The following is a 25933-nucleotide window of genomic DNA, read 5'->3' as shown; positions in this document are numbered from 1 at the left end:
GCCATGCAGCAGACTTTTTTGGGCAGCATTCGGACAAAGTTGATCGCCTCGTTTCTGATTGTTGCTTTGATTCCGTTGCTGTTATTGGCAGTTATCAACAAACAGACAACTGAAAAAGCACTAACTGACAACGCCCGGCAAGCCCTATCTGCGGCAGCTAACGAAACCGCTAATAGAATAGATGCCTTTATTGATGGAAATCTCAATGCTGTGCGCGTAGAGGCGTTTTTACCAGGTTTGGCACGCTACCTCAGCCTAACTTCAAAACAGCGAGATGACACCCCCGAAATGCAATTGGCGACAGAAACATTAATTCGTCTCAGTCGCAAAGATATGCTCAATATTCTCTCATACTCTTTGCTCGACTTAAACGGGAAAAATGTATTGGATACACAGACATCGAATATTGGCAAAGATGAATCAGTTGAAAATTATTTTAAAAAACCATTGCAAACTGGGTTGTCATTCGTTTCTAGCATGAAGCGATCGCCGACAATTCCTGACCTTGTTAACCTCTTTTTTAGCAGTCCAGTTCGCAATGCCAAGGGAGATCTATTAGGTGTATTGCGTGTTTCATATAATGCCACTGTTGTTCAGCAGTTAGTAACTCGAGAAACTGAACGGGCTGGGGCAAAATCCTTTGCTATTCTTTTAGATGAAAATAATATTTATTTGGCACATAGCATTGCACCAAAACTGCTTTTTAAATTAATTGTACCTCTGCCTTTAAATGTTCTAACTCAATTACAAAGGAAAGGGCGTTTACTTAATTCTCCTCTCAAAGAATTGGCAACTAATGAGTCCCAACTTAAGCAAGCATTAGATAATAAACAGCCATATTTAATTACATCTTTGTCAGCAACAGGTAATCAGGTTAATCTGATTGCGATCGCTCGTTTAAAATATAAACCTTGGTCTGTGTTGTTCGCACAGCCTCTTGCTGTTGCCCTAGCACCTGTAGAAAAGCAAATTCGTGACACAATGTTTCTATTTGCAATTATCGCTTCACTAGTGACAATCATCGCTTTTGCCATTGGGCAACTGCTAACAATGCCAATAATTTACCTTACCAATATAGTTTTCCAGTTTACCGCAGGTAACTTAGATATTCGCGCCAAAATTAGCTCAAAAGATGAAATAGGTCAACTAGCAAAATCGTTTAACAACATGGCACTTCAGTTACAAACATCTTTAGAAACTTTGGAACAACGGGTACAAGAGAGAACAGCAGAGTTAGTAATTGCTAAAGAAAAAGCGGAAGATGTAAATCAGAAACTAGAACAATTAGTAAATCTAGATGGTTTGACTCAGGTAGCTAACCGTCGGTGCTTCAATGAACGACTGCAAGCAGAATGGAAACGCCTTGCACGAGAACAACAACCCCTGTCACTGATTTTATTCGATGTTGATAAATTCAAATCTTACAACGACTACTATGGTCATCTTGGAGGCGATGATTGTTTAATCACAATAGCACAAACAGTGCAACAGATAATTCATCGTCCTGCTGATCTAGTAGCGCGTTACGGAGGAGAAGAGTTTTCGGTACTCCTCCCTAATACTGACTTAGTAGGAGCGATCATAGTAGCACAAAATATTCAGCAAGGAATTTACCTTCGGGCTATTCCCCATACACAGTCTGATATCAAGGATATCGTCACAGTTAGTTTGGGTATTACTTGTATCATACCCACTTGCGATATCAAGCCAGATACACTCATCGCTTCAGCCGATAAAGCACTGTACAATGCCAAACAACAGGGTCGCGATCGCTATTGTATTCATTTAACGTAAGTCTCCATTAGTTAATTATATGTTCATACTGCACCATCTAGATTACTTAATTGCTTTGGCTGAAGCTTGACTTAATTTTTTAGACTGTTTTTATTGATGCTGTATAAAAAAAGCGCGATGCCTGCGGCGGGCGTAGCCATCGCCATTGAAAAAGAATTCACATAAATCAGAAATTTCGACAATCAAAACTAAAAAGTGGCAAATTTAAACCCGCCACTCTCTTACAAACTTTAATTTTGAACTAGCCTAGACTATTTCTTTGACTGCCATTGTTGTTCTTTCCACTCTTGAAATTCTTCGTCGCAATCACGATTTCTGATTTCATTATTAGGCAGAGTGGTATGGCAATGGTAAGCATCTTTGATAATATCATTGAGATTGATATGGCAGCGGGTGGTATTACATAGGTCTACTTTAGTAAAATTGACATCACTAATATCAGCACCACTGAGGTCAGTATCACTGAATTTAGCATCATCGAGTTTGGCGTTGCTGAGCTTGGCGCCACTGAGGTCGGCACCATAGAGGTCAGCTTCACGGAGATCGGCTTTGCTGAGGTCTGCACCACTGAGGTTGGCTTTCCTGAGGTTGGCTTTCCTGAGGTCTGCACCACTGAGGTCTGCACCACTGAGGTTGGCATCATAGAGGTTAGCTTTCATAAAGGTTGCACCATTAAGGTTAGCCTTGATAAAGGTTGCACCATTAAGGGCGGCTTCGGTAAAAGTGGCATAGCGGAGGTCAGCACCACTGAGGTCAGCATTGGTGAGGATGGCTTTATCAAGCGTCGCTACACAAAGTTTAGTTTTGATTAATTTGACCCCACGAAGGTCGGCGTCAATAAGTTTAGCCTCAGTAAGATTGGCTTCAGTAAGGTTAGCTCCGCTGAGGTTAGCTCCGCTGAGGTTAGCATTGGTGAGATTGACATCACTAAGGTCGGCATTGCGGAGGTTAGCATTGCAGAGATTCCCGTCAGGCTCAATTAAATGCATTTTATTAATTAAACGCACTATATCAGGCTTGGGTAACTTGAGTAAAAATAAAATACTAGCTAGAGAATTGGTATTTAGCAGAAACATCAGAGATTTAATTACTACATTATAAAACCGCAATTCACTTTCTCGGTCGGGGAATATGGTGTTGTTGTTATAGATTGCATCCTTAAATATGGTGTTATTGTTATAGATTGCATCCTTAAATATAGCGCCTTTGATATTAGCCCCACTGAGATTTGCATTGCAGAGGTTAGCTCCTGTAAAGTCGGCTTTACGGAGGTTCGCTTCGCTCAGGTCGGCATCACGCAGGTTGGCTTTTTTAAAGGAGGTAGAGCTGGCTTGAGCTTTCTGGAGTATTTTTTTGCTAAATTCTTGACCTGGGCGGAGAACAATGTTGATCTTACGAAGGGTAGCTTTGCGGAGGTTAGCCTCGCTGAGATTTGCGTTGCAGAGGTTAGCCTTGTTGAAGCGTGTCCCACACAGGTTTGCCTTTGTCAGATCTACTCGACTGAAATCAACTCTGCTGAAGTCGATATTCTCGAATTTAGCCCCTTTGAAGTTAGTACCTTGGAAACGTATACTAGTCAGGTCAAAATCCAATTTGTTTAAAAGATCAGCATCACCTAAGAAAGATAAAATACTTGCTTTACGTGTAATATCAATGTTGTTTTCGTCATTCTCAAACATTCTTACGAGAGATAATGTTTTTGCTTTAATTACATCTAGTGCAGCGTCTGGATCTATATCTCCCTCTGCTTGAGAAGAAGAGTTCATTAACTTTTTTAATTTTTTGTCAATCAGTAGTTGGGAGAATTTGTCAAAGTAACCTTGCAGAGCATCTTCACGCTGTTTATCCGCATCCCTTTTTTTATCAGCTTTTTTTTGCCAGTTCGGAAACTGACAGCCAAAATATAATAATATAACTGGAACAGGTATTACAGTTACAACATCCCACAATGTTACCTTGTTATTGGTAACAGTAATCTTAGTAATGATGTTGTCTTTTGTTTTTTCGACAACATTTGTTGAGCTTTTATCTATCGAAAAATTAGATAACTTTTTTGAAAAGCTTGAAAAGAATGTAGGATTAATAATACTACATGCACCAAAGATAACCACTATTACTATCAATACTGTAAAAATAGGAGTTTGTCTAACGGAACGAGATATAGAATTGGTGTAATTCCTCATACCTTCCCCTTTTGTAGTAGTTTCTTTGTTGACATATAATCCCTACACAGTAAAGGTCTCATTTTCCAGATTCAAATCGTCAAATTCCCTAAAATGGTCGAACCATTATCAGACGGGAGCTTTGATTCTTTAAGGGCGAGGTTATGGGTACAGACTCACTAGAAGAAGTAAGTTTATAAAATTTGACAACGTGTCCCGCTTGCCATGTATTTGGCATACAGCTTAGTTCCCTGTGTCCGCCTAACTGACGAAATTTCCACAGTGTTCTCCTTTTGACAACAACCTCTTAGAGCATGTCTGATGAAAAACTAGTACGATCGCACCCTGATTCATCAAAACCAAAATTAGCAAACAAGTACGATCGCTATCTAGATAGCAACACAAATTACCGTTTTTTAGCTCAAGAGGCTCTAAACAAAGCAACTGCTTGAAGTATATTTAATATGTTATTATGCGCTATAATTAACATAAAAAAAACAATTATAGGACTAGTATTTGATTTATGAAAAAATCTAAGTATATGTAGGGTGTGTTACGGCTTCCGTAACGCACCAGAATATTCGGATGGTGCGTTAGCTTACGGCATAACACTACTGAAATATTTTCAGAAATCAAATATGATTCCTATATAAAATTTCAGTAAAGTCTTTTTTTGAGAAAATTACAAGATGAATGAGTAAAAACTACTAAACTTTGATAAGATTCAAAAAATAACAAATTTGAACAACGGAATTATAAGTTCTGTAGATAAAACATGGTTTTTAGATACGGGTTTGTTGCATCTATCTTGATAAATTTCTTTGCCTTTGGCTGTAGTGATGGGGCAAACTCATCAATAGAAAATACCACACAAGTTGTACAGGAAAATAATGTAACCCAGCTTTTTATAGAAGCGAATGCTAGCCAAGAATCAGAAGTGTTCTTTGAACAAGGCAATAAATTATTAGATAAACAACGTTATAAAGATGCAATCAAAGCATACGACAAAGCGATCGCCATGAAAGCTGAGATTGCTGAAGCTTGGATCAACCGTGGCATAGCTTTAACATCCCTCCAACGCTATAAAGACGCTCTTGTATCTTACGATCGAGCGATCGCCATTAAGCCTGACAAGGATGAAGCCTGGTATAACCGTGGTATAGCCTTAACATCCCTCCAACGCTACAAGGACGCTCTTGTATCTTACGATCGAGCGATCGCCATCAAACCTAACAAGTATGAGGCTTTAACTAACCGGGGCATTGCTTTAACAAAGTTGCAACGCTATCAAGAAGCGATCGCATCTTATAATAAAGCGATCGGCATCAAAAAAGATTTGCACCAAGCGTATTACAATAAAGCTTGTTCTTATGCTTTACAGGGCAATGTAGAATTAGCAATTGAAAACCTAGATCGAGCGATTCAACTTGTTCCTGGAAAGTACAAAAAGTTAGCTAAAACTGACCCAGACTTTAGCAAAGTGCGTCATCAAAAGCGGTTTCAGGAATTACTTCAATAGACGAGCATTGGGGAGTCAGTGCGGTGAGGCAACTAGCTGAGATTCTCAAACCAAGCTTCCAAATCTGCAACAGAAGAAAAATCTAGCAATGCCTCACCTAGATTTTCTAGCTCAGAAGTTGACAGATTTTCAATTCTGCCCTTCATTTGTGGACTAATTTCTCCCAAGCGGCGGTTAAGTTGACGCATCAGCAATTTTAATTCTCCTTGCTTTTCCCCTTGTTCAAGTCCTTGTCGCATCCAACTTGTAACTATCTGCATAACTTTTTCCTGCTCTTTTGGTTCAATGGTAGGAAGTTGTTCTTGAAACACGATTTCTTCTTGGGAATTCAATTCCAAATATGTATCAATAAAGCCGGAAATTAGCTGCACTTGTGCAGGGTTAAATCGAAGACTTGTTAGCAATTGTAATGATGTCAAGTTTCACTTGGGGACGTTCAGTTGCACTCATCCGCATTTTTGCCATCAAAGCACTAGCCAAGGGATTTCGCTGATTCATAAAATCCTGCCAATGCAATTGATTTAGCTGGATAATATCATAATTAGGTACTAGTGCGATCGCTATGTCTTTAAAAGCAATCCCAAATCTCAAAGCCAAAATTTTATTAGTGCGATCGCTTATATTCTTCGAGCAATTGCGGCAAGTAATCATAACCATCCACACCAATAAATTGAATCATCTTAGTTCGGGAATTTGCTATTACTTGCTCTACAGCGTCATCTCCTAATTTACTTTGTAAAATAGTGATTAAACCAGCCGCTTGTCGCCATTCCACCGCAGTAATTTGTTCTAAGAAATACATTCCCAGGCAGCTATTGTATACCGCTGTTTCTAAATGATTCAGGTTGTAGTGACTTTCTGCTAAATACAAAAAGTTCAACCCTTGCAGATATTTATCACCAGAAAATTGCACTGCCTCAGTGCCTTTTTGTAAGTATTCTATGGCAGCTTGGGGTTTCTCTAAGGCGACGTGGGCAATACCAAGACTGATGTAACAAAGGGCTTGAGTTTGGTGTGCAGCCAAATTGATACCAAATGCTGAATCACGCAATTTTTCTGACAATTCCAAACCTCGGCGCAAGTATTCTATTGCTTGTTCATAAACATTTGGTTCTATGCATTCCATCTGCTGCGCCGCAAACACTTCGCTATAGCCTAAACTTGCGAGGGCGTGCGCTTCTCCCAAGCGATCGCCTACTTGACGAGATAAAATTAATGCTCTCTGGCTATAATTAATCGCCTGAGAATAATTTTTTTGAGCAACGCAAACACGGCTACTGTGGTTGAGATTGGCAATTTCACAGGGTTCATCCCCTGCTTGGCGGGCAATTTCTAAAGCTTGTTGGTGGAATGAGTTGGCTTCTGGATATTTACCTAAAATAAACTGAGAATAACCCAATAGCGTCAGTATCCGTGCTTTTTCTTGAGTACCTTCCACTTCTTTGAGTGGGGTATCTAAATAATCGATCGCATCTCGCAGCGCATCTCTACCGAAAAAGGCAAATACTCCGCCGTAAAGGGGAAAGTATTGGCGGTGGGCAAAAGTTCTGAGAATTTGTAAAACGATTTGAAAACAGGCTTTTGCTAATTCTTCACCTTTGGTGCGATCGATATTAGTAGCGACACGAAAACCATGAGATAACTCGCACCAAACTACAGCAAAACTGAGAAAAGTGGCAATGGACGCAGATGTACCCCATTTGGCATCATAGGGTTGTCTTTCAAACCAAGTCACCAAAGCTTGCTGCATTCTTTGGACAATTATTGTTAACTCCACCCAGTCTTTGATGTTGATATAAGACTGGCGGACAACTACTTCCTTTGCAGATATGCCATCAGCTAACACACAAAACAACAGTTTTGTTAAAGGACTGTTGACTTTTTGTGCCCATGAAGCCCAAGGTTCTTGTTGTAGTCGGGACTGTGTTAATTCTAATGGAGTTGCTGTTGGTTCGTAAATCCAACTTACAAGAGAACTTTCTACTTGCTGATAGGATTCTACACCGCTGGCAATGGCGATCGCTAGTTGTTCTATTTCTTGTTTCAGCTGAAGATTTTCATCAACAAATACCGTTTCTTTTAATTCTTGGGCTAGTTTTTGTAATTGACTTTGGCTGAAAACTTCGTTTTGGTTGGGGTCAATGATTTCTAACAAAACTGAAAAACGAGAAGCTTCTGAAGCTGTGAGAATTTGTTGCACAGCTGCGCTAACTGCGGCTTGATTGCGTTTTTGTTTTTGGACTCGTTCCCATTCGCTTTGAATACTTTCTAATGCTTTCATGGTACGATTTAAACGAGCTTTTTTTAATTCCGGAGTTTCTCTTTGGAACAAATCCGGAGCAATTTTCACCTTATTTAGTTCAGATTGGGTAGAATTTAAGCGATCGCTCAAACAGCGTTCAAATATTTCACCATTACCAGCGCTAACATTTTCTACTAATTGACGATATATATATTCTTTGGAGCAAATTTGACCTTTGAGCGCAGTAGTAACAATTTCCTCAATTAACTTTTGATAACTGTCAGATAAGGAATTAAGTACCACGTCTGGAGTAGGTTTTGCTACTAGATTATCGGTTTCACAAGTAGAAGCAGGCGTTACTAAACTTTGATCGGAAGTAGGAGAAGCGGGTATTTGTTCTTGAGTTGGTGTTAAGCTTTTCTGAGAACTTTTATATTTAGATAAATAATAATCTGCTAAAGAACCGCACACAAATTCTTCTCGAAAGCGGTCGATTTTCGCAGTTGAACGGAGTTGCATTTGACGATATTTATGATACCAAAAAGCAGAAATGAGTAGGCCTGCCATGATTCCTATACCAACTCCGGTAAGAGCTAATTTTGGAACTTCCAAAGTCTCATTTTGTTGCCCAGATTCGACAGTAAAATTGGAAGAGTCACTTTCAGCAACAGCATAGTTACTTCTGTAAATTAGCTGCACGCTAGTTGCGATCGCCAACGACAAGAACAATCTAAATATTAACTTTGATTTCCACATAATCTGATAGTTTACAAATATGTTATCTTTTTCTAAGTGACTTCGAATTTAACGTTAAGACAAAAAAAACCACAGTTTTTTGTCAACCAACTATAGGAATCATATTTGATTTTTGAAATATACGTAGGGTGTGTTATGCCGTAGGCTAACGCACCAAAACCTTCGGGTGGTGCGTTACGGAAGCCGTAACACACCCTACACATACTTAGATTTTTTCAGAAATCAAATACTAGTCCTATATCTCACCAACAAATGGATAGTCAAAAATCAAGCTAACTAATACGTCACGGCAAAAATAAACTGACCATTTGCAATACCTTAAAAGCTTGTAATATGAAGTATTTCTTCATTTTACTTTTTACTTTTGGCTTTTGCCTTCTTCTACTAGATATCTCTTTTATTAAGAAAATTCAACTCATTAATAGAAATTAAACTTTCCCAACACTAGTTTCCGGAAGATATTCTTAATTCTTAACATTTGTGCCTATAGGAATACTGACAAAGCAAGATTTTAGCTTATGGCTGATGGCAATGGTATTCCTTAACGGAAAAATTTACTGATAAATAAAAATTTATAGCAAACAAATATCACAATACAAAATTATTACTTCGGGGATCTACTAGGCAGAATAACCCACTAAACTATTAACCGATGTGTCTCCCCAAACGCAGTCAAAAAAGCATCATTAAAACATCGCGATCTTGCTTAGAAAAAACCAGGAGATGCATGTTAATGTTTTAATCTCATCGTCTTGCCTTCGCGCCTTTTGCTATGCATCTGCACTATTTACATCCCCAACACCTTGAAGAGTTAGTCAAGAGTAGTGGTATAGAGTTACACTTAGTGCAACTTAATTTTCAGTCGCTCCAAGGTGTAGCTGCTTATGAGTATTTGTTGATTTCTGAGCTACTTCCGCGCACCAATACTGGAATGGTAAAAAGTAGTTGGTTGCAGCGTTATGCTCATATCACTGAAGGTGGTTGGTGGTGTTCTGGACTAGACCCCTTGAATAATTGGCAAATGATGGAATGGGGGTGCTTTAAGCCAAACCAACCCCGACAAAATAATAAAGGCAAATCTATCAAATACGAACATCCCCCCAGCACGCCAACGCGGGTGTTTTGTCTGCGGGTAACACTGCAAATCTGGCAGCAAGTTGCAGAGCGTTACAATTTAGTCATGCCGGATGATATCACCATTACCTCTGGTGGTGAAGCTAGAGGTTTTTGGCAGTGGGTGATGGAAAAGAATATTCCCCTCATCATCTGCGAGGGTGTGAAAAAAGCAGCAACGCTATTGACACAAGGATATGTAGCTATTGGTGTTCCTGGAATTACTAGTGGTTATCGGGTTGTGAAAGATGAGTTTGGTAAAGTCACCCGTCGTCAATTAATTTCTGACTTAGCCGTATTTGCGATAACAAAGCGTTGCTTTTATATTTGCTTTGATTTTGAAACTCAACCCAACAAAATTGCTGCTATTAATAATGCCATTTCCCAACTTGGTTGTTTATTCCAGCAAAAAAATTGTCCTGTTAAAGTCATTGAACTTCCAGGGAGAGAAAAAGGTGTTGATGATTTTATCGTTGCCAAAGGTGCAACTAATTTCGAGAAACTTTATCGCCAAAGTCTGGATTTAGAAATTTATCTTGCTCAAACCAAACCCCACACCGAGTTAAACATTCCGGCTGCCCTGACTTTTAACCGTCCTTACATAGGTGAAATACCTTTCCCCACATCTGGATTAGTAGGAGTTAAATCAGCAAAAGGAACAGGTAAAACCACAGGACTCCAAAGCGTTGTTCAGCAAGCAAAAAATAGAAATCAACCTGTTTTATTAATTACTCATAGAATCCTGTTAGGAAGATTTTTGTGTGAAAAAATTGGGATTAAATGGGGAATGGGGAATGGGGAGATGAGGGAGAATAATCAATGCCTCATGCCCCAATCTTTCGGTTTGTGTGTTGATTCTATTTGGAAATTAAACTCTGAAGATTGGCATGGGGCAATAGTAGTTTTGGATGAAGTAGAACAATCTTTGTGGCATCTATTAAACAGTAATACTTGTAAACACAAACGTGTAAAAATATTAAAAATATTCCAACAACTGATTGCGACAGTTTTAACAACTGGGGGTTTAGTAATTGCTCAAGATGCTGATTTATCAGATGTTTCATTGGAATATTTACAGGGATTGTCAGGAATTAAATTAACGCCTTGGGTAGTTATTAACGAATGGAAACCCCAGAAAGGTTGGGACGTGACTTTTTATGATTCCCCAAATCCAACGCCGTTAATTCATCAACTAGAATTAGATTTACTTGCCGGACGTAAATGTTACGTGACTACCGATAGTCGTGCTGGGCGTTATAGTTGTGAAACCATTGAACGTTATTTGCAAGAGCGTTTACAAAAATTAAGACGGAAGTTTCCTCAAACTCTAGTAGTTAGTAGCCATACTACAAACACACCTGGTCACGCAGCGGTTGATTTTATCGCAGCTATTAATCAAAAAATATCTGAATATGACGGTGTTTTTGTCACTCCTAGTCTTGGTACAGGAATTAGTATTGATGTTCAACATTTCGACCGAGTTTATGGCATTTTTCAAGGCGTGATTCCTGACTCAGAAGCGCGACAAGCGTTAGCAAGAGTGCGGGATGATGTGCCGCGTGTTGTCTGGTGCGCTAAGCGAGGTATTGGTCTAATTGGTAGCGGTAGTACAAATTATCGCTTGCTATCTGATTGGTATCAAGAAAATCAAAAAGAAAATTTAGCTTTGCTCAGTCCATTACATAAAATAGATGTAGATTTACCTTTAGTTCATGACCCAATTCATTTGCGAACTTGGGCAAAGTTATCTGCTAGGGTAAATGCATCGATTCGCCTCTATCGCCAATCGATGCAAGATGGCTTAATTGCTGATGGACATCTAATTCAGCTGCGAAGTAATGCTGTTCACAATAATATTATTCGAGATTTACGCCTTGCTTTTTTGGCCAGCGATCCCAATGATTTAGCAACCCGGAGAAGGTTAATTTTAGAAATTGTCAAAGTTCAAAAAGATTGGGCACAAAGCCGTCAAAAGGCTAAAGACATTAAACGCAAAATTAAAGAAATTAAACAACAAAATCAATTAGCAGTGGCAACCGCTGTAGCTAATGCTAAAGATCTCGATTATGTAGAATATGAGCAGCTATTAGTTAAACATTCTTTGGCTGATGAAGAACGTAACCAAATTAACAAGTATGTTCTCAGACAAAAATATGGAATAGAAGTTACTCCTGGGCTGAAATTGCAAGACGATCGCGGATATTATAGTCAATTATTAATTCACTATTATCTGACTCATGAAAGCGAGTATTTTCACATTAGAGACGAGCAAGAATGGCATCAGCAATTATTTTGGGGTGAAGGTAAAGTTTTTCTACCAGATTTAAAGACTTACACTCTTAAAGTTGAGGCAATGAGAGTGTTGGGAATGCTGCAATTTCTGGAAGAAAGACGAGAGTTTGCGGAAAATGATAGTGATTTAATACTACTAAAAAATGTTGCTTTTCAGCATAGCAAGCATATTAAAAGAGTGCTTGGTATTAATTTTGTAGTAGAAAAAGAACAACTTTGGGGAATCAAAATACTCAGTAGATTATTAAACTTATTAGGTTTGAAGCTGAAGCGAGTAAACGACGTCTATCAAATTGATTTAGCCACGCTAAATGATGGTAGGGAAAAAATATTTGCAGTTTGGCATCAACGGGATGAATTGATATTAGATCATGTTAAAAGTGGTGGCTATAGAGTGGCTGATTATTCGTCAGAGTGGAAGGTTGAGATTATCGAAACCAAGCCTGAAAAGTTAGACTTTACGAACCTGTACACGAACCAAGCCGCTATTTCTCAGGGCTACTAAAAGCCTAGATTTATCCGTAGCGAATGTGTTACAGAATAGATTGCCGCTTGAGGCGTTTGTGAGCATACATTAACTCGTCAGATCTGGCAACGAGTTGTTCTAGTGACATGTTGATTTCTGGTGAGTAACGCTGTATTCCCATACTCATAGAAATTTGATAGCTACGGTTTTGGTGTTGATTGAAGCTGGCAATGTTTGTTTGCAAATGTGTTTGGATACTATCTGCATCTTTGAAGTAGCTGGAGATGAAAACAATGAACTCATCTCCACCTAAGCGAGCAACAATATCCGACTTCCGAAAACTTTGCTTGAGTAATCGACCAGCATCAACAATCAAAGCATCTCCGATATCGTGACCGAGGGTGTCATTAATCTGTTTTAGTCCGTCTAAATCAATGAATATCACCCAGCATAAGAGCTTCATTCGCTGAGCGATTTTCAGTTGTTGTTCAGCCAGTAGGAAGAAACCACGCCGATTATGCAATCCTGTTAATTCATCGGTTAGTGATAACTGCCTTCCTTCGATCTCTGCTTGTTTGCGGTTCTGAATTTCCTGGATGAGTTCTATCTGGGCGATCGCTTGACGACTTAGGCGATATAGTGCATCTAACTGCTGGTCACTTAACTGACGAGGCATCATATCGATGACACACAATGTCCCTATGGCAAATCCATTGGGTGTAACTAAGGACACACCAGCATAAAAACGAATTTTGGGATTATTTTTAACTAAAGGATTGTTTACAAAGCGCTCGTCTTTGATGGCGTTGCCAACTACTAATATCTTCTGTGGTTGCAGAATGGCATAGGAGCAAAAAGCCCACTCTCTGGGTATTTCCCTGGCTTTTAGTCCCACCTTGGATTTAATCCATTGGCGATCGCTATCAATTAAGCTAATTAAGGCAATTGGAGTTTTACAAATGTAGGCAGCAAGAGCAGTCAGGTCATCAAATCCTTGTTCCGGCAGCGTATCGAGAATATTGTAATCCTCTAATGCTTTGAGCCTTTCTGCTTCATTTTCAGGTATGGGAGCAGGTCGGGTTTTCACAGATGAGCGTCTCAAATTTAGGCAACAAAGTCCACTAGCCTGGAAATTTTGCAATAATCGCAGGATTCTCTCTCGAGCGTCAAACCTGCACGATATAAACATCTCTGCAACAGAAATTAAAATTCGGTTGAATCTTGTACAGAGATATTGTATTGCATTATGTTCTTCATGCCTTCGATCTGCTCTGTTGTTCATTTCACCCTAACTTTCAGTATGCAAATTCCCTGAATATATAGATGCTTACAAGGTCTTGTGCCCAAACCCAGGTCAAAAGCAATCGAAATTCGCTAAAAATTATCAAAACTTATTAGATTGTGAGAGTTCTTCGTCAAAGCTTGATATTTTTGATACTACAAATTTTTCTAAACCCTGAGAAGAGTTTGGAGTTCGGTTTGCAAAATTCTTTAGTAATCTGATTTGTACCAATTTTTTTGGTAAAAGTATTATGAACTAGACAAAATATTCGTCTATGGCATTAATTTTGATGAATTGGAAGATCCCCGACTTCTCTAAGAAGTCGGGGATCTAAAAATAACTAGCCACTTATAACTAATGCGATCAAGCACTAGCCATAAAACTTGTTTTACTTAACAATTCAAAATTTAGAATTATTATACGACTCTAAAATTCCACTGCGAATAATTAGTTGGGGCCAAACTAACACAAAAAATCCCATCCAAGTCGCTACAGGGATGGAGACTAGAACTGTTAGCCAGATAGTTTTAAATACTAACCAGCTACCAGCAATCAGCGTTATACCTGTGAGCAGTATAGACCAGGGTTGACACCACCAAGGTTTGTAGTTCCAAGGATTGAGGGATTTTTGCTCAGACATTGATTTTATTTAGCAAATATGCAAATGTTCCTGGAACAAGTTTAAACCTCATAGTGCTTTTTTTCTTCCGTGGTCTGTGTATTGGGGCAGGCAATAAATGTCCAAGTTGCCATATATGTTCCATCAAATACACTCGAATAATCAGCATTGCTATCAGAAACAAACCAATCAGGAATTACCTTCTGCTGTCGAACTCTCTCATCTAAACCGACTTGCAAGGATATGTTTTCGTGAACAATTTTTGCTTGAGCAATTTCTAGCATTTTTTCTACTGAATTTTGTAACCACTTTGCTCGAACAAATAGGCTGTGAGATGGATGGTTTCCATAAGCAAAAGGTACAACGATCGCCAGATATCCTTTAGAGTTTAGTATTTTATCCAAGCATAATTGAATAATTTCTAGATCGTCTTTTTTTTCTTGGGTTTCCTTGTCAACGCTATGAAATAGCAAACCTGCTAACACGACGGCATCAAACTTTTGATTTTTTTCAACTAATTCAGACAAGAAAAGCGATAAATCTTTGGCAACAAACTTTCTATTAGGGTAGAGCTTTAAACATTTTTCAATAGCCAATTCACTATGATCTACTCCTAGATAATCACATCGATTGGGTAAATATTTGCTTAAAGCAGCGTTACCACAACCTAAATCTAATAAAGAAAAGGGTTTTTCTTGAAATATTTCATCTAGAAAACTAGATGTAGGTGTATAACGTGTGAAATTTTCAGGTGCTTGAAAGTAAGAATAATAGTCATCTTCAAAACGTTCTTCTTCCGATGTTTTGCGCTCAGGAATCAAATTATTCATTATCAAAACCTTTGATTACAATCTTGCTTTTAATTGATTTTCCTCAGCGTTCAAAACTCCTAATTAAAGAAGCATTTAGTTTGATAGCCTTTTAGGAAAAGTACTAGGTAGCGACTAGTTTTCTATTACCAGAATATTTGCTGTTGTTAATTTTAAAAATCTCTTTTAAGGTAGATTATAAATTCATCCTTATACAGGTTGCCAAATGTCTTATAGAATGCCCACACGATTTTCAACTACTAATTCACTAAAGCGGTAGGATATCAAGTTTTGTCATATTCTATTTGTCCATAATCAAGTTTGATAATTCGGTCTGCTAAATGAAAATAGCGATCGTCATGGCTAATTACCAAGACTGTTTTTCCACGCGATCGCAGTTCTGGTAATAGTTGAGTATAAAAGATTTCTTTGAATATTGGATCTTGATCCGCTGCCCACTCATCAAATAGATAAATAGGTCTATCTTCCAAGTATGCTGTCAGTAAAGCTAGGCGTTTACGTTGTCCTTGAGAAAGAGCAGTAGTAGAAAGTTGTCCATTTTCAACTTTTACTTTATGGTCTAATTGCAGTTTTTGGAGATATTTTCTAGCTTGAGTATCCAAGTTTAAATTTTTTAATCCCAAAAGTTCGTCGAATAAATAAAAATCGGAGAACACCACAGAAAAATGCTGCCGATACCATTCTCGGTTTTGTTCGCTGATTAACTCGTTATCAAACCAAATTTCGCCATTGTCTGGGATGTAAAGACCAGTAATTAGTTTAGCTAAAGTAGATTTACCGCTACCATTGCCGCCGACAATAAAAACTAATTCTTGAGGATAAAGTATGAGGTCAATGGGACCGAAAATAAAGCTGTTGTCTTCTTGATTTGTGTAGTAAGTGCGAGTGATACTTTTAAATTTCAAAGTCTGCCATGAAGATTTAATGGCAGGTGGAACAGCCGATACTTCAGAATTATTAGCTAAAGATAAGCCCAATGAATCTATTTTCTGCAAGGCAATACTGGCTTTGCTTAATAGGGGCAGTTTGCTGATGATGTTATCCATTGGTAACACCAAGTAAGTAAAAGTTAAAATATAGCCCGAGAGAGTTTCGGGATTAATAGCTAGTAAATTAGGCAGGGCAAACAACACAAAACCGATGGCAAAAAAGAAAACGAGTTGACCCCAGCTAGAAGTTGTGGCAAAAAGGGTTAAACCGTTAACATTATGATGCCGAAATTCATTAGCAGTTGCTTGCAGTTTTTCTTCTAAAAAAACTTGACGCCGCCGATAATTTAGCTTGAGTTCCTTGACACCTTCGGTAATGGTACGAAAATGCTTAAACAATCGGTCTTCATCATCACGAGCCAGGGCTAGCAATTTCCCTCCTTTAGTCAATAGCCACTGACAACTGGCGATCGCTACTATGGAAATAGCACAAACCATCACCAGTACCAACCAAGAAAGCCAGGTGATATATGCTATGCAACCGAAAACGATCGCTAAATTAATAAACAAAAAAGGCATCTGATAAACAGCATTAGCAACTGCTTGAATATCCTCAGTTAAAGTTGCCAATAGTCGCGGGTTTCCCAAACGTTCCAAAAGGCTCAACTCAGAAGCCAGAATTTGGCGACTCAAACGCATTCGTAATTGCAAAACTGCATTTTGAGAAAGGCGAATCAACATTACTTGGGAAATAATGCTGGTAATCAGCGCAACTATGGCCAACCCCGCAAAACCCCAAGCGATGGATGTCAGACGCTCAGGATTACCGCTACTAGCAGCACGGCTAATCAAAGCAATCAAACCAGCACTACTACCGCCACTCAAGAATCCAGTAGCGATCGCGATCGCTACCATACCCCAAGCAGAACGTAAAAGAAAGTAAATCAAATTCATGATAGACGCCTATGCTACATGCTCAGGGAGTGGTGACTGGGGACTGGGGAGATGGGGAGACAAGCAGACAAATTGGAATAAGTCTTTCCCCTTGTCCTCTTCCCATGCCCCATTTTCAGGTAAGTTTTCTATCTTACAATTAAAAACTTCTGAAAGATCGCGGTAAGCTAGTTGGAATTAAAACTGATTGTGTCAGTAGATTGTTAAATTAGCTGCTCAGTTTTCCGGGGTGAAATTTGTAATGACTGTAAATCTCAAGTCTTTAGAAAACCCAATTGCTCTAGCGGCCGATTCCAAAACCGCTGCTAATGCTCAAAAAAATCGCTACATTCCTTTGCATCATCGACGTATCCTTTGTGTCTTTCCCAAATACAGCCGCTCATTTGGTACATTTCATTACGCCTATCCACTCATGGGTAATGTCCGGGCTTTTATGCCACCACAAGGTATTTTAATTGTAGCTGCTTACTTACCTCAAGAATGGGAAGTCCGGTTTATTGATGAGAACGTCAAATCAACAACTAAGGCTGATTATCAATGGGCTGATGTGGTAATTGTCAGTGGGATGCATATCCAAAAACCGCAGATTAATCAAATTAATGAACTTGCCCATCGAGCCGGCAAAATCACAGTTCTTGGTGGCCCTTCTGTATCTGGTTGCCCAGAATATTATCCAGAATTTGATATTTTACATTTGGGTGAATTGGGAGATGCAACCGATCGCCTGATCGAGTATCTAGACCAAAACTCAGAACGTCCCCAAGCGCAAATTCGCTTTGAAACTAAAGAACGTTTGCCCCTAACTGAGTTCCCCACCCCAGCTTATCATTTATTAAATATCAATGATTATTTCCTAGCAAACGTGCAGTTTTCTAGTGGTTGCCCTTATCGTTGCGAGTTTTGTGATATTCCAGAACTCTATGGACGCAACCCGCGGATGAAAACGCCGGAGCAAGTTGTCGCTGAGTTGGATGCAATGCGGCAATCGGGCAATTTGGGAGCAGTGTATTTTGTCGATGATAACTTTGTTGGCGATCGCCGCGCCGCCATGAAGTTGCTTCCTCACCTCATCGATTGGCAAAAACGCAATGGCTATCCCATCCAATTTGCCTGCGAAGCAACACTGAATCTGGCTCAAAGCCCCAAACTGCTGGAAATGATGCGCGAAGCCTATTTTTGCACCATCTTTTGCGGCATTGAAACACCAGAACCAGAAGCTCTTCATGCTATTTCCAAAGACCAAAATCTGAGTATGCCGATTTTAAAAGCGATTCAGGTTTTAAATAGCTATGGGATGGAAGTAGTTTCGGGGATCATTATTGGCTTAGATACAGATACACCAGAAACAGGCGATCGCATTCTCGAATTTATTCGGGCGTCGCAAATTCCCATGTTGACAATCAACCTACTTCATGCATTACCGAGAACTCCTTTATGGCGGAGATTAGAAGCAGAAGGGCGACTTGTATTTGATGAAAACCGCGAATCGAATGTAGAGTTTTTAATGCCTTACGAGCAAGTTGTCGAAATGTGGCGGCGCTGCATCACCACAGCTTATGAGCCGGAATTTTTATATCAGCGGTTCGCCTACAACATGGAACACACTTACCCAAATCGCATCAAAGTTCCTAACAGCCCAGCTCGGACTTCTGGGGCTAATATTCGCAAAGGTTTAACTTATTTAAGCAATATTTTGCTGCGAATAGGTATATTTAGTAACTATCGTCAAACTTTCTGGAAAATGGCCAAACCAGCACTGAAAGCAGGTGATATTGAAAGCCTGATTCACGTTGGGCTTGTGGGGCATCATTTGATTAAGTTTGCCCAAGATTGTGCCAAAAACCAAGAATCGGCTTCGTTTTATTCCCAAAAAATCCTGACTAAGGTTCGTAGCTAGTAGCTATTTAGCGTGTGTGTGTGACCACCACTTGCATTGTTAATGCATCGCCCTTAGACATCTGGTGAAAAACAATGTAGAGACGTAGCGCTGTTACGTCTTTTTTAACGTCAGTTCGATAAACCTCTCCCCAACCCCTCTCCGTGTCAGAGCTACGGTGTACACACAAGTCAGATCCAGTTTTATTCCAATACGCTTGGGATAAGCCAGAAAGCCCTCATGTAGAGACGCGATTTATCGCGTCTAAAAGACTGACACGTTCACAAGACGCGATAAATCGCCGTCTCTACAGAGAATTTACTCGTCAATTATTCGTTCACAGACTACTATTTCCGACTTGTGTGTACACCGTAGGTGTCAGAGAGGGGCAGAAATATTCTTGACAACGAGAAAATGATGGTTTCAAAGCCTCTCTCCCTGTGGGCTACGGTGTACACACATCTGTGTAGGAAACCAAAATCCTCGTAGATCCGTCATTATCCTCCTTAAAAAGGATGTGAGTTCGACGAACCTCTCCCTGTCTTAAACTAAAGTTCAAGCCTGTCCCTCTCCGAGTCGGAGAGGGACGGTTTTGCGTAGTAAAACCAGGGAGAGGTTTCAATATTTACGCCAATTAGGTGGTTACTACACGAGCCATCGAACTCACGTTAAAAAGGAGGACTTTGAGAGGTTTTTGCCCCCCTTGGAAAGGGGGGTTGGGGGGATCAAAAGTTTGCGGGGCAACTCTAGAAGACTTGTGTGTACACCGTAGCTCTGTGGGGGAGAGGAATGGAAGCGGGTTAGATTCGTCGAATTCACGTTTTTTTTAATTCTGAATTCCCCTGTAGGACATACAGCGTTGCTACCCTAATGTATGATTTAATTCCTAAAAAATTGATATAAAATAATAATCTGTATCTTTAGACAGATGTGGTAATTATCAGTGTAGATAGTCAAAGACCACATCAAATTCAAGTTCATTTATGACGACAAAGACTTGGGATGCTCAACTTGCTTACTGGCTAGTTCGACCTCTAAAAGACAGTTGGGTAAATCCCAATCATCTCACCACAGTCCGACTTATAACAGGACTGGCGGCGGCTGTTGCATTGGCGGTTGGCAATGGTATCTGGGCTAACATTGGCACAGTGCTGTTTGCTTTATCCAATTTTTTAGACCACACCGATGGTGAATTAGCCCGTTTAAGTGGGAAAAGCAGCAAATGGGGACATCAGTACGACCTTTTTAGTGATGCCATTATCCACATTCTCTTATTTATGGGTATTGGGTATGGTCTTAAAGGAGGTGAACTTGGTTCGTGGGCGTTGCTTATGGGGATAGTATCCGGCGTATCTGTTGCTTGCATCTTTCATTTGCGAAACCAAATGGAACAGCGCTTAGGCAAAGACGCCACCCGTCAACCGAATTTTGCCGGCTTTGACATTGAAGATGTGCTGTATTTGTTTCCCATAGTCACCTTACTCAATGGACTACAGCCGTTACTAATTGCAGCTACAATTGGTGCGCCAATGTTTGCTGTATGGGTAATTTGGCAATTTTTTGCACTCCCACAGTCTCAAGCAAATTAGCGAATGGGGAAATGGGGAGCGGGGGCACAAGGGCAAAGAGGAGAATAATAACTCCTCAGTCAACAATCTCTGAGTATATGGCATTGATGATTTTAAATTTTAAGTTGTTGATTAATGGAGCTTCAAACTGAAATTTATCAAGCTATAGCAGCCGTTGATTATCAAAAACTTCAAGCTGAGTTTCAAGCACAGAATGAATTTTTGGTACTGGAAAACTTTCTTCCTAATTCCATTCTCAATAAGTTTTTGAGTTTGTTACCATCGCTGCAACCTGCTATCAATCGCAACTATATTCCCAATCATAAAAAAGGTGGTAGCATTAGCCGCTATAGCTTAGATAGCCTAGCGCCGATTTTTGGAGAATTTTATCAACTAAATGCCTTTTTCGAGTTTCTCAACAAAATTACGGGTGAAAAACTGCTTCCTTGTCCTAATTACGATCCCCACACTTACGCGCTATACTATTACACTGAGCCTGGAGATCATATCCAATATCACTACGATACATCTTACTATCGCGGCAAGCGCTACACAGTGTTACTCGGTTTAGTTGAGCGTTCGTCAAGCAAGTTGGAATATCAACTCTACAGGGATATTCCTGACCGAGAGACACAAATGCGATCGCTTTCCTTGACTCCTGGTACTCTAGTATTATTCAATGGTGACAATCTTTACCATAGAGTTACTCCTTTAGGCCAGAATGAACAGCGAATCGTTTTGACTTTGGAGTATGTCACCGACACCCATATGGGTATGTTAAAACGTTTTGTCTCCAATATCAAAGATGCGTAGGCGTAGCCCGTCGTAGACATCGCCTATTTTGGTTTTAATCAAGTCTTTCGCTCTTAAGGTAAATAATTTCGCTGAATGTAAGTCAAAAGTAAAATAAAAAAGACTGAAAAAATTTATTACCTGAGAAAGACGCTACAAATTATTTAGTAATAGAAAATCATTTTATTGATTACATTTATAGAAATTTCTATAAATTTGGAAATGGCAAATTTAATTGAATTTACCTTGTTCGCTCCTCGTAACCAAGGAGCAGTTTTAATTGGATCATTTTCTGATTGGCAAGAAATCCCAATGACAAAAAATGAAGATGGTTATTTTCGCACTCAAATACAACTAAAAGACGGGATTTATCAATATAAATTTCGTGTTCAAACCAAAAGTCCCAATTTTGCACCTGATGAATGGATAGATGTTATTGACCCCAAAGCAACAGATGTTAATGAAACAGAAAAACACGCTATCGTGCGGATTAAAGACGGGCAACGTATTGTTGATACTTATGTTTGGCAACATGATGACATGCCGTTGCCTGATAATCGTGAATTAGTCATGTATGAAATGCACGTTGCTGATTTTACTGGTGATGAGGTTGACGCTAATAAACGAGGCAAATATTTAGGGGTAATTGCCAAGTTAGATTATCTGCGTGAATTGGGAATTAATGCAATTGAATTAATGCCAGTCAACGAGTACCCAGGCAACTATAGCTGGGGCTATAAAGTACGCCACTACTTTGCTACAGAATCTAGTTACGGTTCCACTGAAGATTTAAAACAATTAATAGACGAGTGTCATGCTAGAGGCATTCGTGTCTTTATGGATGCAATTTACAATCATACAGATGAAGAATGTCCATTACTGCTGATTGACCGGAATTATTGGTACTACGAACACAAGCATTATCCAGAAGACCCAGATAATTATTGGGGGCCAGAGTTTAACTATGATAATTATGACGAAAAATTAAATGTTAAGCCTGCATGGAAATACATCGGTGATGTAGTGCAATTTTGGATTCAAGAATATCATATTGATGGAATTCGCTTTGATGCAGTGCGCCAATTAGCTAACTTTGAATTTCTCGACTGGCTAGCTAAGCAAGCAAAAAAACATGCCGCACCCAAGCATTTTTATAACATTGCCGAACACATTCCCGATACAAACACTGTAGTCAAACCAGATGGGCCATTAGATGGTTGTTGGCATGAAAGTTTTCGCTACTTCTTAGTTCCATATATTTGTGGAAAATCATTTGAATTAGAACAATTAAAGCAGATTTTAGATCCTAGAAAGCAGGGTTACGCAAGTGCCACCAATGTGATAAATTATTTGGCAACACACGATCGCCAACGTCTATTGCGAGAATTAGGCGACGCGGGTATCTTTGACGCCGAGGCATTTAAGCGAGCAAAGTTAGCAGGAGTCCTGTTAATGACAGCGATGGGTATACCAATGCTGTGGATGGGAGAAGAATTTGGTGAATATCAGCAAAAAAGCGAAAGTGTCACTCAACCACAAAAGGTTACTTGGTCTTTGTTAACAAGTGACGAGAATCATAATTTATTTAAGTATTATCAAAAACTGATTGCTTTACGCAAGCAAAATCTAGCCCTGCAAAATGACAATATCGAATTTTTCTACGAAGACGCAAATGATAAAGTGCTGGCTTACAGCCGCTGGGATAAACAGGATTCTCATGTTGTCGTCGTGGTAAATTTTTCTCCCTTAAATCTAATTAGGTACGAAATTCCAAACTTTCCCAGTGCTGAGTATTGGCGAGATTGGTTCGGTAACTGTGAAGTGGAAACTCAAGAAGATAGTCTAGTGACTGACTTACCAAGCTATACAGCCAAGGTATTTGTTTGGCAGTAGTCTTAGTTAAAAGCAAATAAAAGCCCTCTGATGGGACAGAGGGCTTTTGGCAGATATGGTTAGCTAAGGGGGCAAAAACAACAAAACTAATGCAAACACTTGGTAATTTGATGTGGGTGCAATAGGTTGCTATGTAAATAAATAGTATCAGATGACTATCATATAGGATACTCATATGCATCACATGTGCAACGATTAATTACTAAGCTAATCGTCATTCATTTTTCCAGAGTGATTCGCTTGTAGTAAGCGCCTCCAGCCCTGGTTTTATCCAACTTAAATGCTCATTAGCTTATTAATGTCAACTTCAGCTAAAACCCTTGAAAAATACTATTCGGTTAGGTTTCAACGAACCTCAACTGACCTTCACTTTTAAAGCTGTCCGAAGCCTATTTATATTTTTTTAATAAAAACTTTATCAAATCTTTTTATCTTTAATAAGAGTATTTCACATTTCACTTGAGTTGTAATATAGAATAATACGGACTGATTATATTTAGTGTGCAAATATATTTGCAAAAGCAGCAAATTTCAAGAAATTTATCCTGCTAAAATCTAATATTTTTGCCTCTAGATTTAAATTTATATGTAATTTAATACAGTTTAGTTTTTAATTTATTTAAAACTGAATTTAGCAAGTCGCATCAAATAGGAGTACAATCCTATCCATCTTACGAATTTTAAGTTCTCAAAAAATAATTTTTGGCTAAAAAAATCAAATTTTATTCATCTTGACTAAAGCTTTAACAGGAGTGAAAACCGTATGAAAAAGCAATTGTCAGAAAACTGGCTTTTTTCTCAATCTTTGCTACGCTTTTTAATCATCATCTTATTAGTAATAGGTGTCTTTTTTCGCTTCGTCAATCTTGACAAAAAACTGTATTGGAGTGATGAAGTTGTATCATCATTACGTATATCTGGATATATGCAGTCAGAAGTTGAAGCTAATTTACGTAATGGTCATTTAATCAGCATAAAAGAATTGGATAAATACCAGTATCCTAATAGTGAAAAAAACACGATTGATGTCATGAAAGGCATAGTCTTAGAAGACTCACAAATTTTGCCACTACACGTTTTGATGACTAGGTTTTGGGTGAAGTGCTTTGGTAATTCTATAGCAGTGACGAGAAGTTTTTCGGCGTTTATTAGTTTATTAACGTTTCCTTCTATTTATTGGCTATCTAAAGAATTATTTAGGTCTTCACTAACAGGGTGGATAGCCATGGCGTTGGTAGCCGTTTCACCTCCTCATGTTATATATGCACAAGAAGCACGAGCCTATAGTTTATGGATAGTAGCTATTTTAATATCGAGCGCAGCACTGCTGCGAGCCATGCGCTTGAAAACAAAGGTTAGTTGGTGCATTTATACAGCAACATTATCACTAGGGTTTTATAGTCATATATTTTTTGGTTTTGTTGCTCTTGCACAGGCAATTTATGTAGCTGTAATTGAACGCTTCCGATTGAATAAAACGTCGATTTATTACTTGGTGGCGTCGCTTGTAGGATTTATGACTTTCGTCCCTTGGATTTGGATTATTATTACTAATCCTCACGCAGATGCAGTATATTGGGCAAATGTGAAACAAACATTATTTGATTCAGCGACAAGGTGGGCTGGAATTATTAGTCGTGGGTTTCTTGATTTAGGCATTAGCCCTAGTGATTCCAAGCACCTTAAATTTGCTTTAATTCCTTTTGTTGGAATTATTTTAACTCTAATCATTTATTCAATTTATGTTCTTTGTCGTAAAAGCCCGAAAAAAGTTTGGTTATTTATTTTAACATTAATTGGTTCTGTGGGGTTTCCCTTGTTAATCTTAGATTTTATGTTTCAAAAGCGATACGGTACTAGTCGATATACACTTCCCTGCATTTTAGGTATACAGTTAACCGTTGCTTATCTATTTGCCACAAAAATCAGGTTTAACTCTACTAAAATTTTCCAAAAAAAGCTCTGGTCAGTTGCAACTTTTTTGGTAATCATTAGTGGGATTATATCTTGCGGAATTAGTTCTCAATCTCAGATATGGTGGAACAAATTTCCCGAAAAATATGAAGAATATCCTAAAATAGCGAACATAGTTTCTCAATATGATAATGCACTTTTAATTACTGACGGCAAAATAGTTCCAGAAATACAAATACTCGGTCATTTAGTTGTTCCAAAAGTACGATTTCAAATTGTTGCTTCAAATAAATTACCAGAAATTCCTAGTGGTTTTAGCGATATATTTTTGTTCCAACCTTCTGATTTCTTAAAAGCTGGAATTGAGAAAACTTATAACTCAAAATTACAGCAGATAGACAAATTCCTCTGGAAGATAGACCATTTCCACGGAAATACGTTCTAACGGTTGCTGCAAAGCCACAGCAACATCAGCGCATAAATCATTGAGTACTGCGTAAAAAATCCAAGTAGCAAAGAAAAAGCATTTGTACACCATTAGTGCCGCCAACCCATAAATAAGATAAACCCAACAAACGTAACGCTTGCCGACTCACTGACATTGCCTCAACCCACATCAGTCCTTCTACTTCCAGGCAACGTAGCACATCTGTTAAGTGCTGTATGTGTCGATACACTAGACTCAGTACTATTGCTGCCATCACCGGCAGCGTTAGTATACGTAGGCATAGCCCGCCGTAGGCATCGCGTAAGCTACGCTCTTTGCCTTTGACATCTTTGAGATTGGCAAATGTCCCTGGAGTTAATAGCTCTATCAACCGTGATTCGATGTGTTGGTTTGTTGGGGCTGGGCAACTTACCCGATGTCGAAAGTCTGGATTTCCTTGTTTTTTCCGTGGCTTTGTCATGGCTATTCTCAACACCCTTGTGTT

The 25933-nt window shown here is 39.0% G+C and carries 17 protein-coding genes and 1 pseudogene; 9 read left to right on the top strand and 9 right to left on the bottom strand.

Annotated elements, in window-relative coordinates; genetic code table 11:
- The first annotated feature begins 3 nt into the window (after window positions 1–3).
- A complete protein-coding gene (locus ACM0OY_RS20350) occupies window positions 4–1794 on the top strand; it encodes a diguanylate cyclase domain-containing protein (protein ID WP_414570665.1) in 1791 nt (596 codons plus the stop codon).
- 251 nt (window positions 1795–2045) lie between these two features.
- Here the strand turns inward: ACM0OY_RS20350 and ACM0OY_RS20345 are convergent, their stop codons facing one another.
- Window positions 2046–3977: a pentapeptide repeat-containing protein gene (locus ACM0OY_RS20345; protein WP_414570664.1), complete on the bottom strand. Its 1932-nt coding sequence runs from the start codon at window positions 3975–3977 to the stop codon at window positions 2046–2048.
- A 293-nt stretch (window positions 3978–4270) separates the two neighbouring features.
- Here ACM0OY_RS20345 and ACM0OY_RS20340 point away from each other — a divergent pair, with 293 nt between their 5' ends.
- A complete protein-coding gene (locus tag ACM0OY_RS20340) occupies window positions 4271–4408 on the top strand; it encodes a hypothetical protein (RefSeq protein ID WP_414570663.1) in 138 nt (45 codons plus the stop codon).
- Between the two features lie 323 nt (window positions 4409–4731).
- Window positions 4732–5475: a tetratricopeptide repeat protein gene (locus tag ACM0OY_RS20335; RefSeq protein ID WP_414570662.1), complete on the top strand. Its 744-nt coding sequence runs from the start codon at window positions 4732–4734 to the stop codon at window positions 5473–5475.
- A gap of 32 nt (window positions 5476–5507) precedes the next feature.
- Here ACM0OY_RS20335 and ACM0OY_RS20330 read toward each other — a convergent pair whose 3' ends face one another.
- The 3 genes from ACM0OY_RS20330 to ACM0OY_RS20320 are packed head-to-tail and all read right to left on the bottom strand — an operon-like array spanning window position 5508 to window position 8473.
- Window positions 5508–5894, bottom strand: coding sequence for a DUF4351 domain-containing protein (locus ACM0OY_RS20330; protein ID WP_414570661.1), 387 nt, complete (start codon window positions 5892–5894; stop codon window positions 5508–5510).
- The gene (locus ACM0OY_RS20325; protein ID WP_414570660.1) at window positions 5857–6126 is read right to left on the bottom strand and encodes a hypothetical protein; all 270 of its coding nucleotides are present in this window, start codon (window positions 6124–6126) and stop codon (window positions 5857–5859) included. The genes ACM0OY_RS20330 and ACM0OY_RS20325 overlap by 38 nt, the downstream gene beginning before the upstream one ends.
- Window positions 6080–8473: a tetratricopeptide repeat protein gene (locus ACM0OY_RS20320; protein ID WP_414570659.1), complete on the bottom strand. Its 2394-nt coding sequence runs from the start codon at window positions 8471–8473 to the stop codon at window positions 6080–6082. Before ACM0OY_RS20320 ends, ACM0OY_RS20325 begins: the two co-directional genes overlap by 47 nt.
- A gap of 772 nt (window positions 8474–9245) precedes the next feature.
- Here ACM0OY_RS20320 and ACM0OY_RS20315 point away from each other — a divergent pair.
- Complete coding sequence (locus ACM0OY_RS20315; RefSeq protein WP_414570658.1) at window positions 9246–12383, top strand: plasmid replication protein, CyRepA1 family; 3138 nt, start codon at window positions 9246–9248, stop codon at window positions 12381–12383.
- Window positions 12384–12411: 28 nt separating this feature from the next.
- Here ACM0OY_RS20315 and ACM0OY_RS20310 read toward each other — a convergent pair whose 3' ends face one another.
- The 4 genes from ACM0OY_RS20310 to ACM0OY_RS20295 all read right to left on the bottom strand — a co-directional run bounded on the left by ACM0OY_RS20310 (window position 12412) and on the right by ACM0OY_RS20295 (window position 16958).
- A complete protein-coding gene (locus ACM0OY_RS20310) occupies window positions 12412–13431 on the bottom strand; it encodes a diguanylate cyclase domain-containing protein (RefSeq protein WP_414570657.1) in 1020 nt (339 codons plus the stop codon).
- Window positions 13432–14026: 595 nt separating this feature from the next.
- The gene (locus ACM0OY_RS20305; protein WP_414570656.1) at window positions 14027–14266 is read right to left on the bottom strand and encodes a DUF6737 family protein; all 240 of its coding nucleotides are present in this window, start codon (window positions 14264–14266) and stop codon (window positions 14027–14029) included.
- A 41-nt stretch (window positions 14267–14307) separates the two neighbouring features.
- Window positions 14308–15075 carry a class I SAM-dependent methyltransferase gene (locus ACM0OY_RS20300; protein WP_414570655.1) on the bottom strand — a complete coding sequence of 256 codons (768 nt, stop codon included), beginning with the start codon at window positions 15073–15075 and terminating at the stop codon, window positions 14308–14310.
- Window positions 15076–15338: 263 nt separating this feature from the next.
- Window positions 15339–16958: a cyclic peptide export ABC transporter gene (locus ACM0OY_RS20295; protein WP_414570654.1), complete on the bottom strand. Its 1620-nt coding sequence runs from the start codon at window positions 16956–16958 to the stop codon at window positions 15339–15341.
- A gap of 241 nt (window positions 16959–17199) precedes the next feature.
- On the opposite strand from ACM0OY_RS20295, the gene ACM0OY_RS20290 reads away from it, so the two are divergent.
- The 5 genes from ACM0OY_RS20290 to ACM0OY_RS20270 all read left to right on the top strand — a co-directional run bounded on the left by ACM0OY_RS20290 (window position 17200) and on the right by ACM0OY_RS20270 (window position 25446).
- Complete coding sequence (locus tag ACM0OY_RS20290; RefSeq protein WP_414570653.1) at window positions 17200–18855, top strand: B12-binding domain-containing radical SAM protein; 1656 nt, start codon at window positions 17200–17202, stop codon at window positions 18853–18855.
- A 962-nt stretch (window positions 18856–19817) separates the two neighbouring features.
- Entirely contained in the window at window positions 19818–20423 is a 606-nt protein-coding gene (locus ACM0OY_RS20285; protein WP_414570652.1) for a CDP-alcohol phosphatidyltransferase family protein, read from the top strand.
- Window positions 20424–20537: 114 nt separating this feature from the next.
- Window positions 20538–21215 carry a 2OG-Fe(II) oxygenase gene (locus ACM0OY_RS20280; RefSeq protein WP_414570651.1) on the top strand — a complete coding sequence of 226 codons (678 nt, stop codon included), beginning with the start codon at window positions 20538–20540 and terminating at the stop codon, window positions 21213–21215.
- 201 nt (window positions 21216–21416) lie between these two features.
- Window positions 21417–23087, top strand: coding sequence for an alpha-amylase family glycosyl hydrolase (locus ACM0OY_RS20275; protein WP_414570650.1), 1671 nt, complete (start codon window positions 21417–21419; stop codon window positions 23085–23087).
- A 763-nt stretch (window positions 23088–23850) separates the two neighbouring features.
- Window positions 23851–25446, top strand: a complete 1596-nt coding sequence (locus ACM0OY_RS20270) for a glycosyltransferase family 39 protein (RefSeq protein ID WP_414570649.1) — start codon at window positions 23851–23853, stop codon at window positions 25444–25446.
- On the opposite strand, the pseudogene ACM0OY_RS20265 reads toward ACM0OY_RS20270, so the two are convergent.
- Window positions 25417–25579: pseudogene (locus ACM0OY_RS20265) on the bottom strand (IS4 family transposase); the annotation flags it as partial. The gene ACM0OY_RS20270 and the pseudogene ACM0OY_RS20265 sit on opposite strands and share 30 nt — an antisense overlap.
- Window positions 25580–25933: the final 354 nt, after the last annotated feature.

It is taken from the genome of Nostoc sp. CCY 9925 (genome assembly GCF_963920935.1).
Taxonomy (GTDB): Bacteria; Cyanobacteriota; Cyanobacteriia; order Cyanobacteriales; family Nostocaceae; genus Nostoc.
The sequence above is the reverse complement of the archived record's forward strand: the minus strand, read 5'-3'. Positions and strand labels throughout refer to the sequence as shown.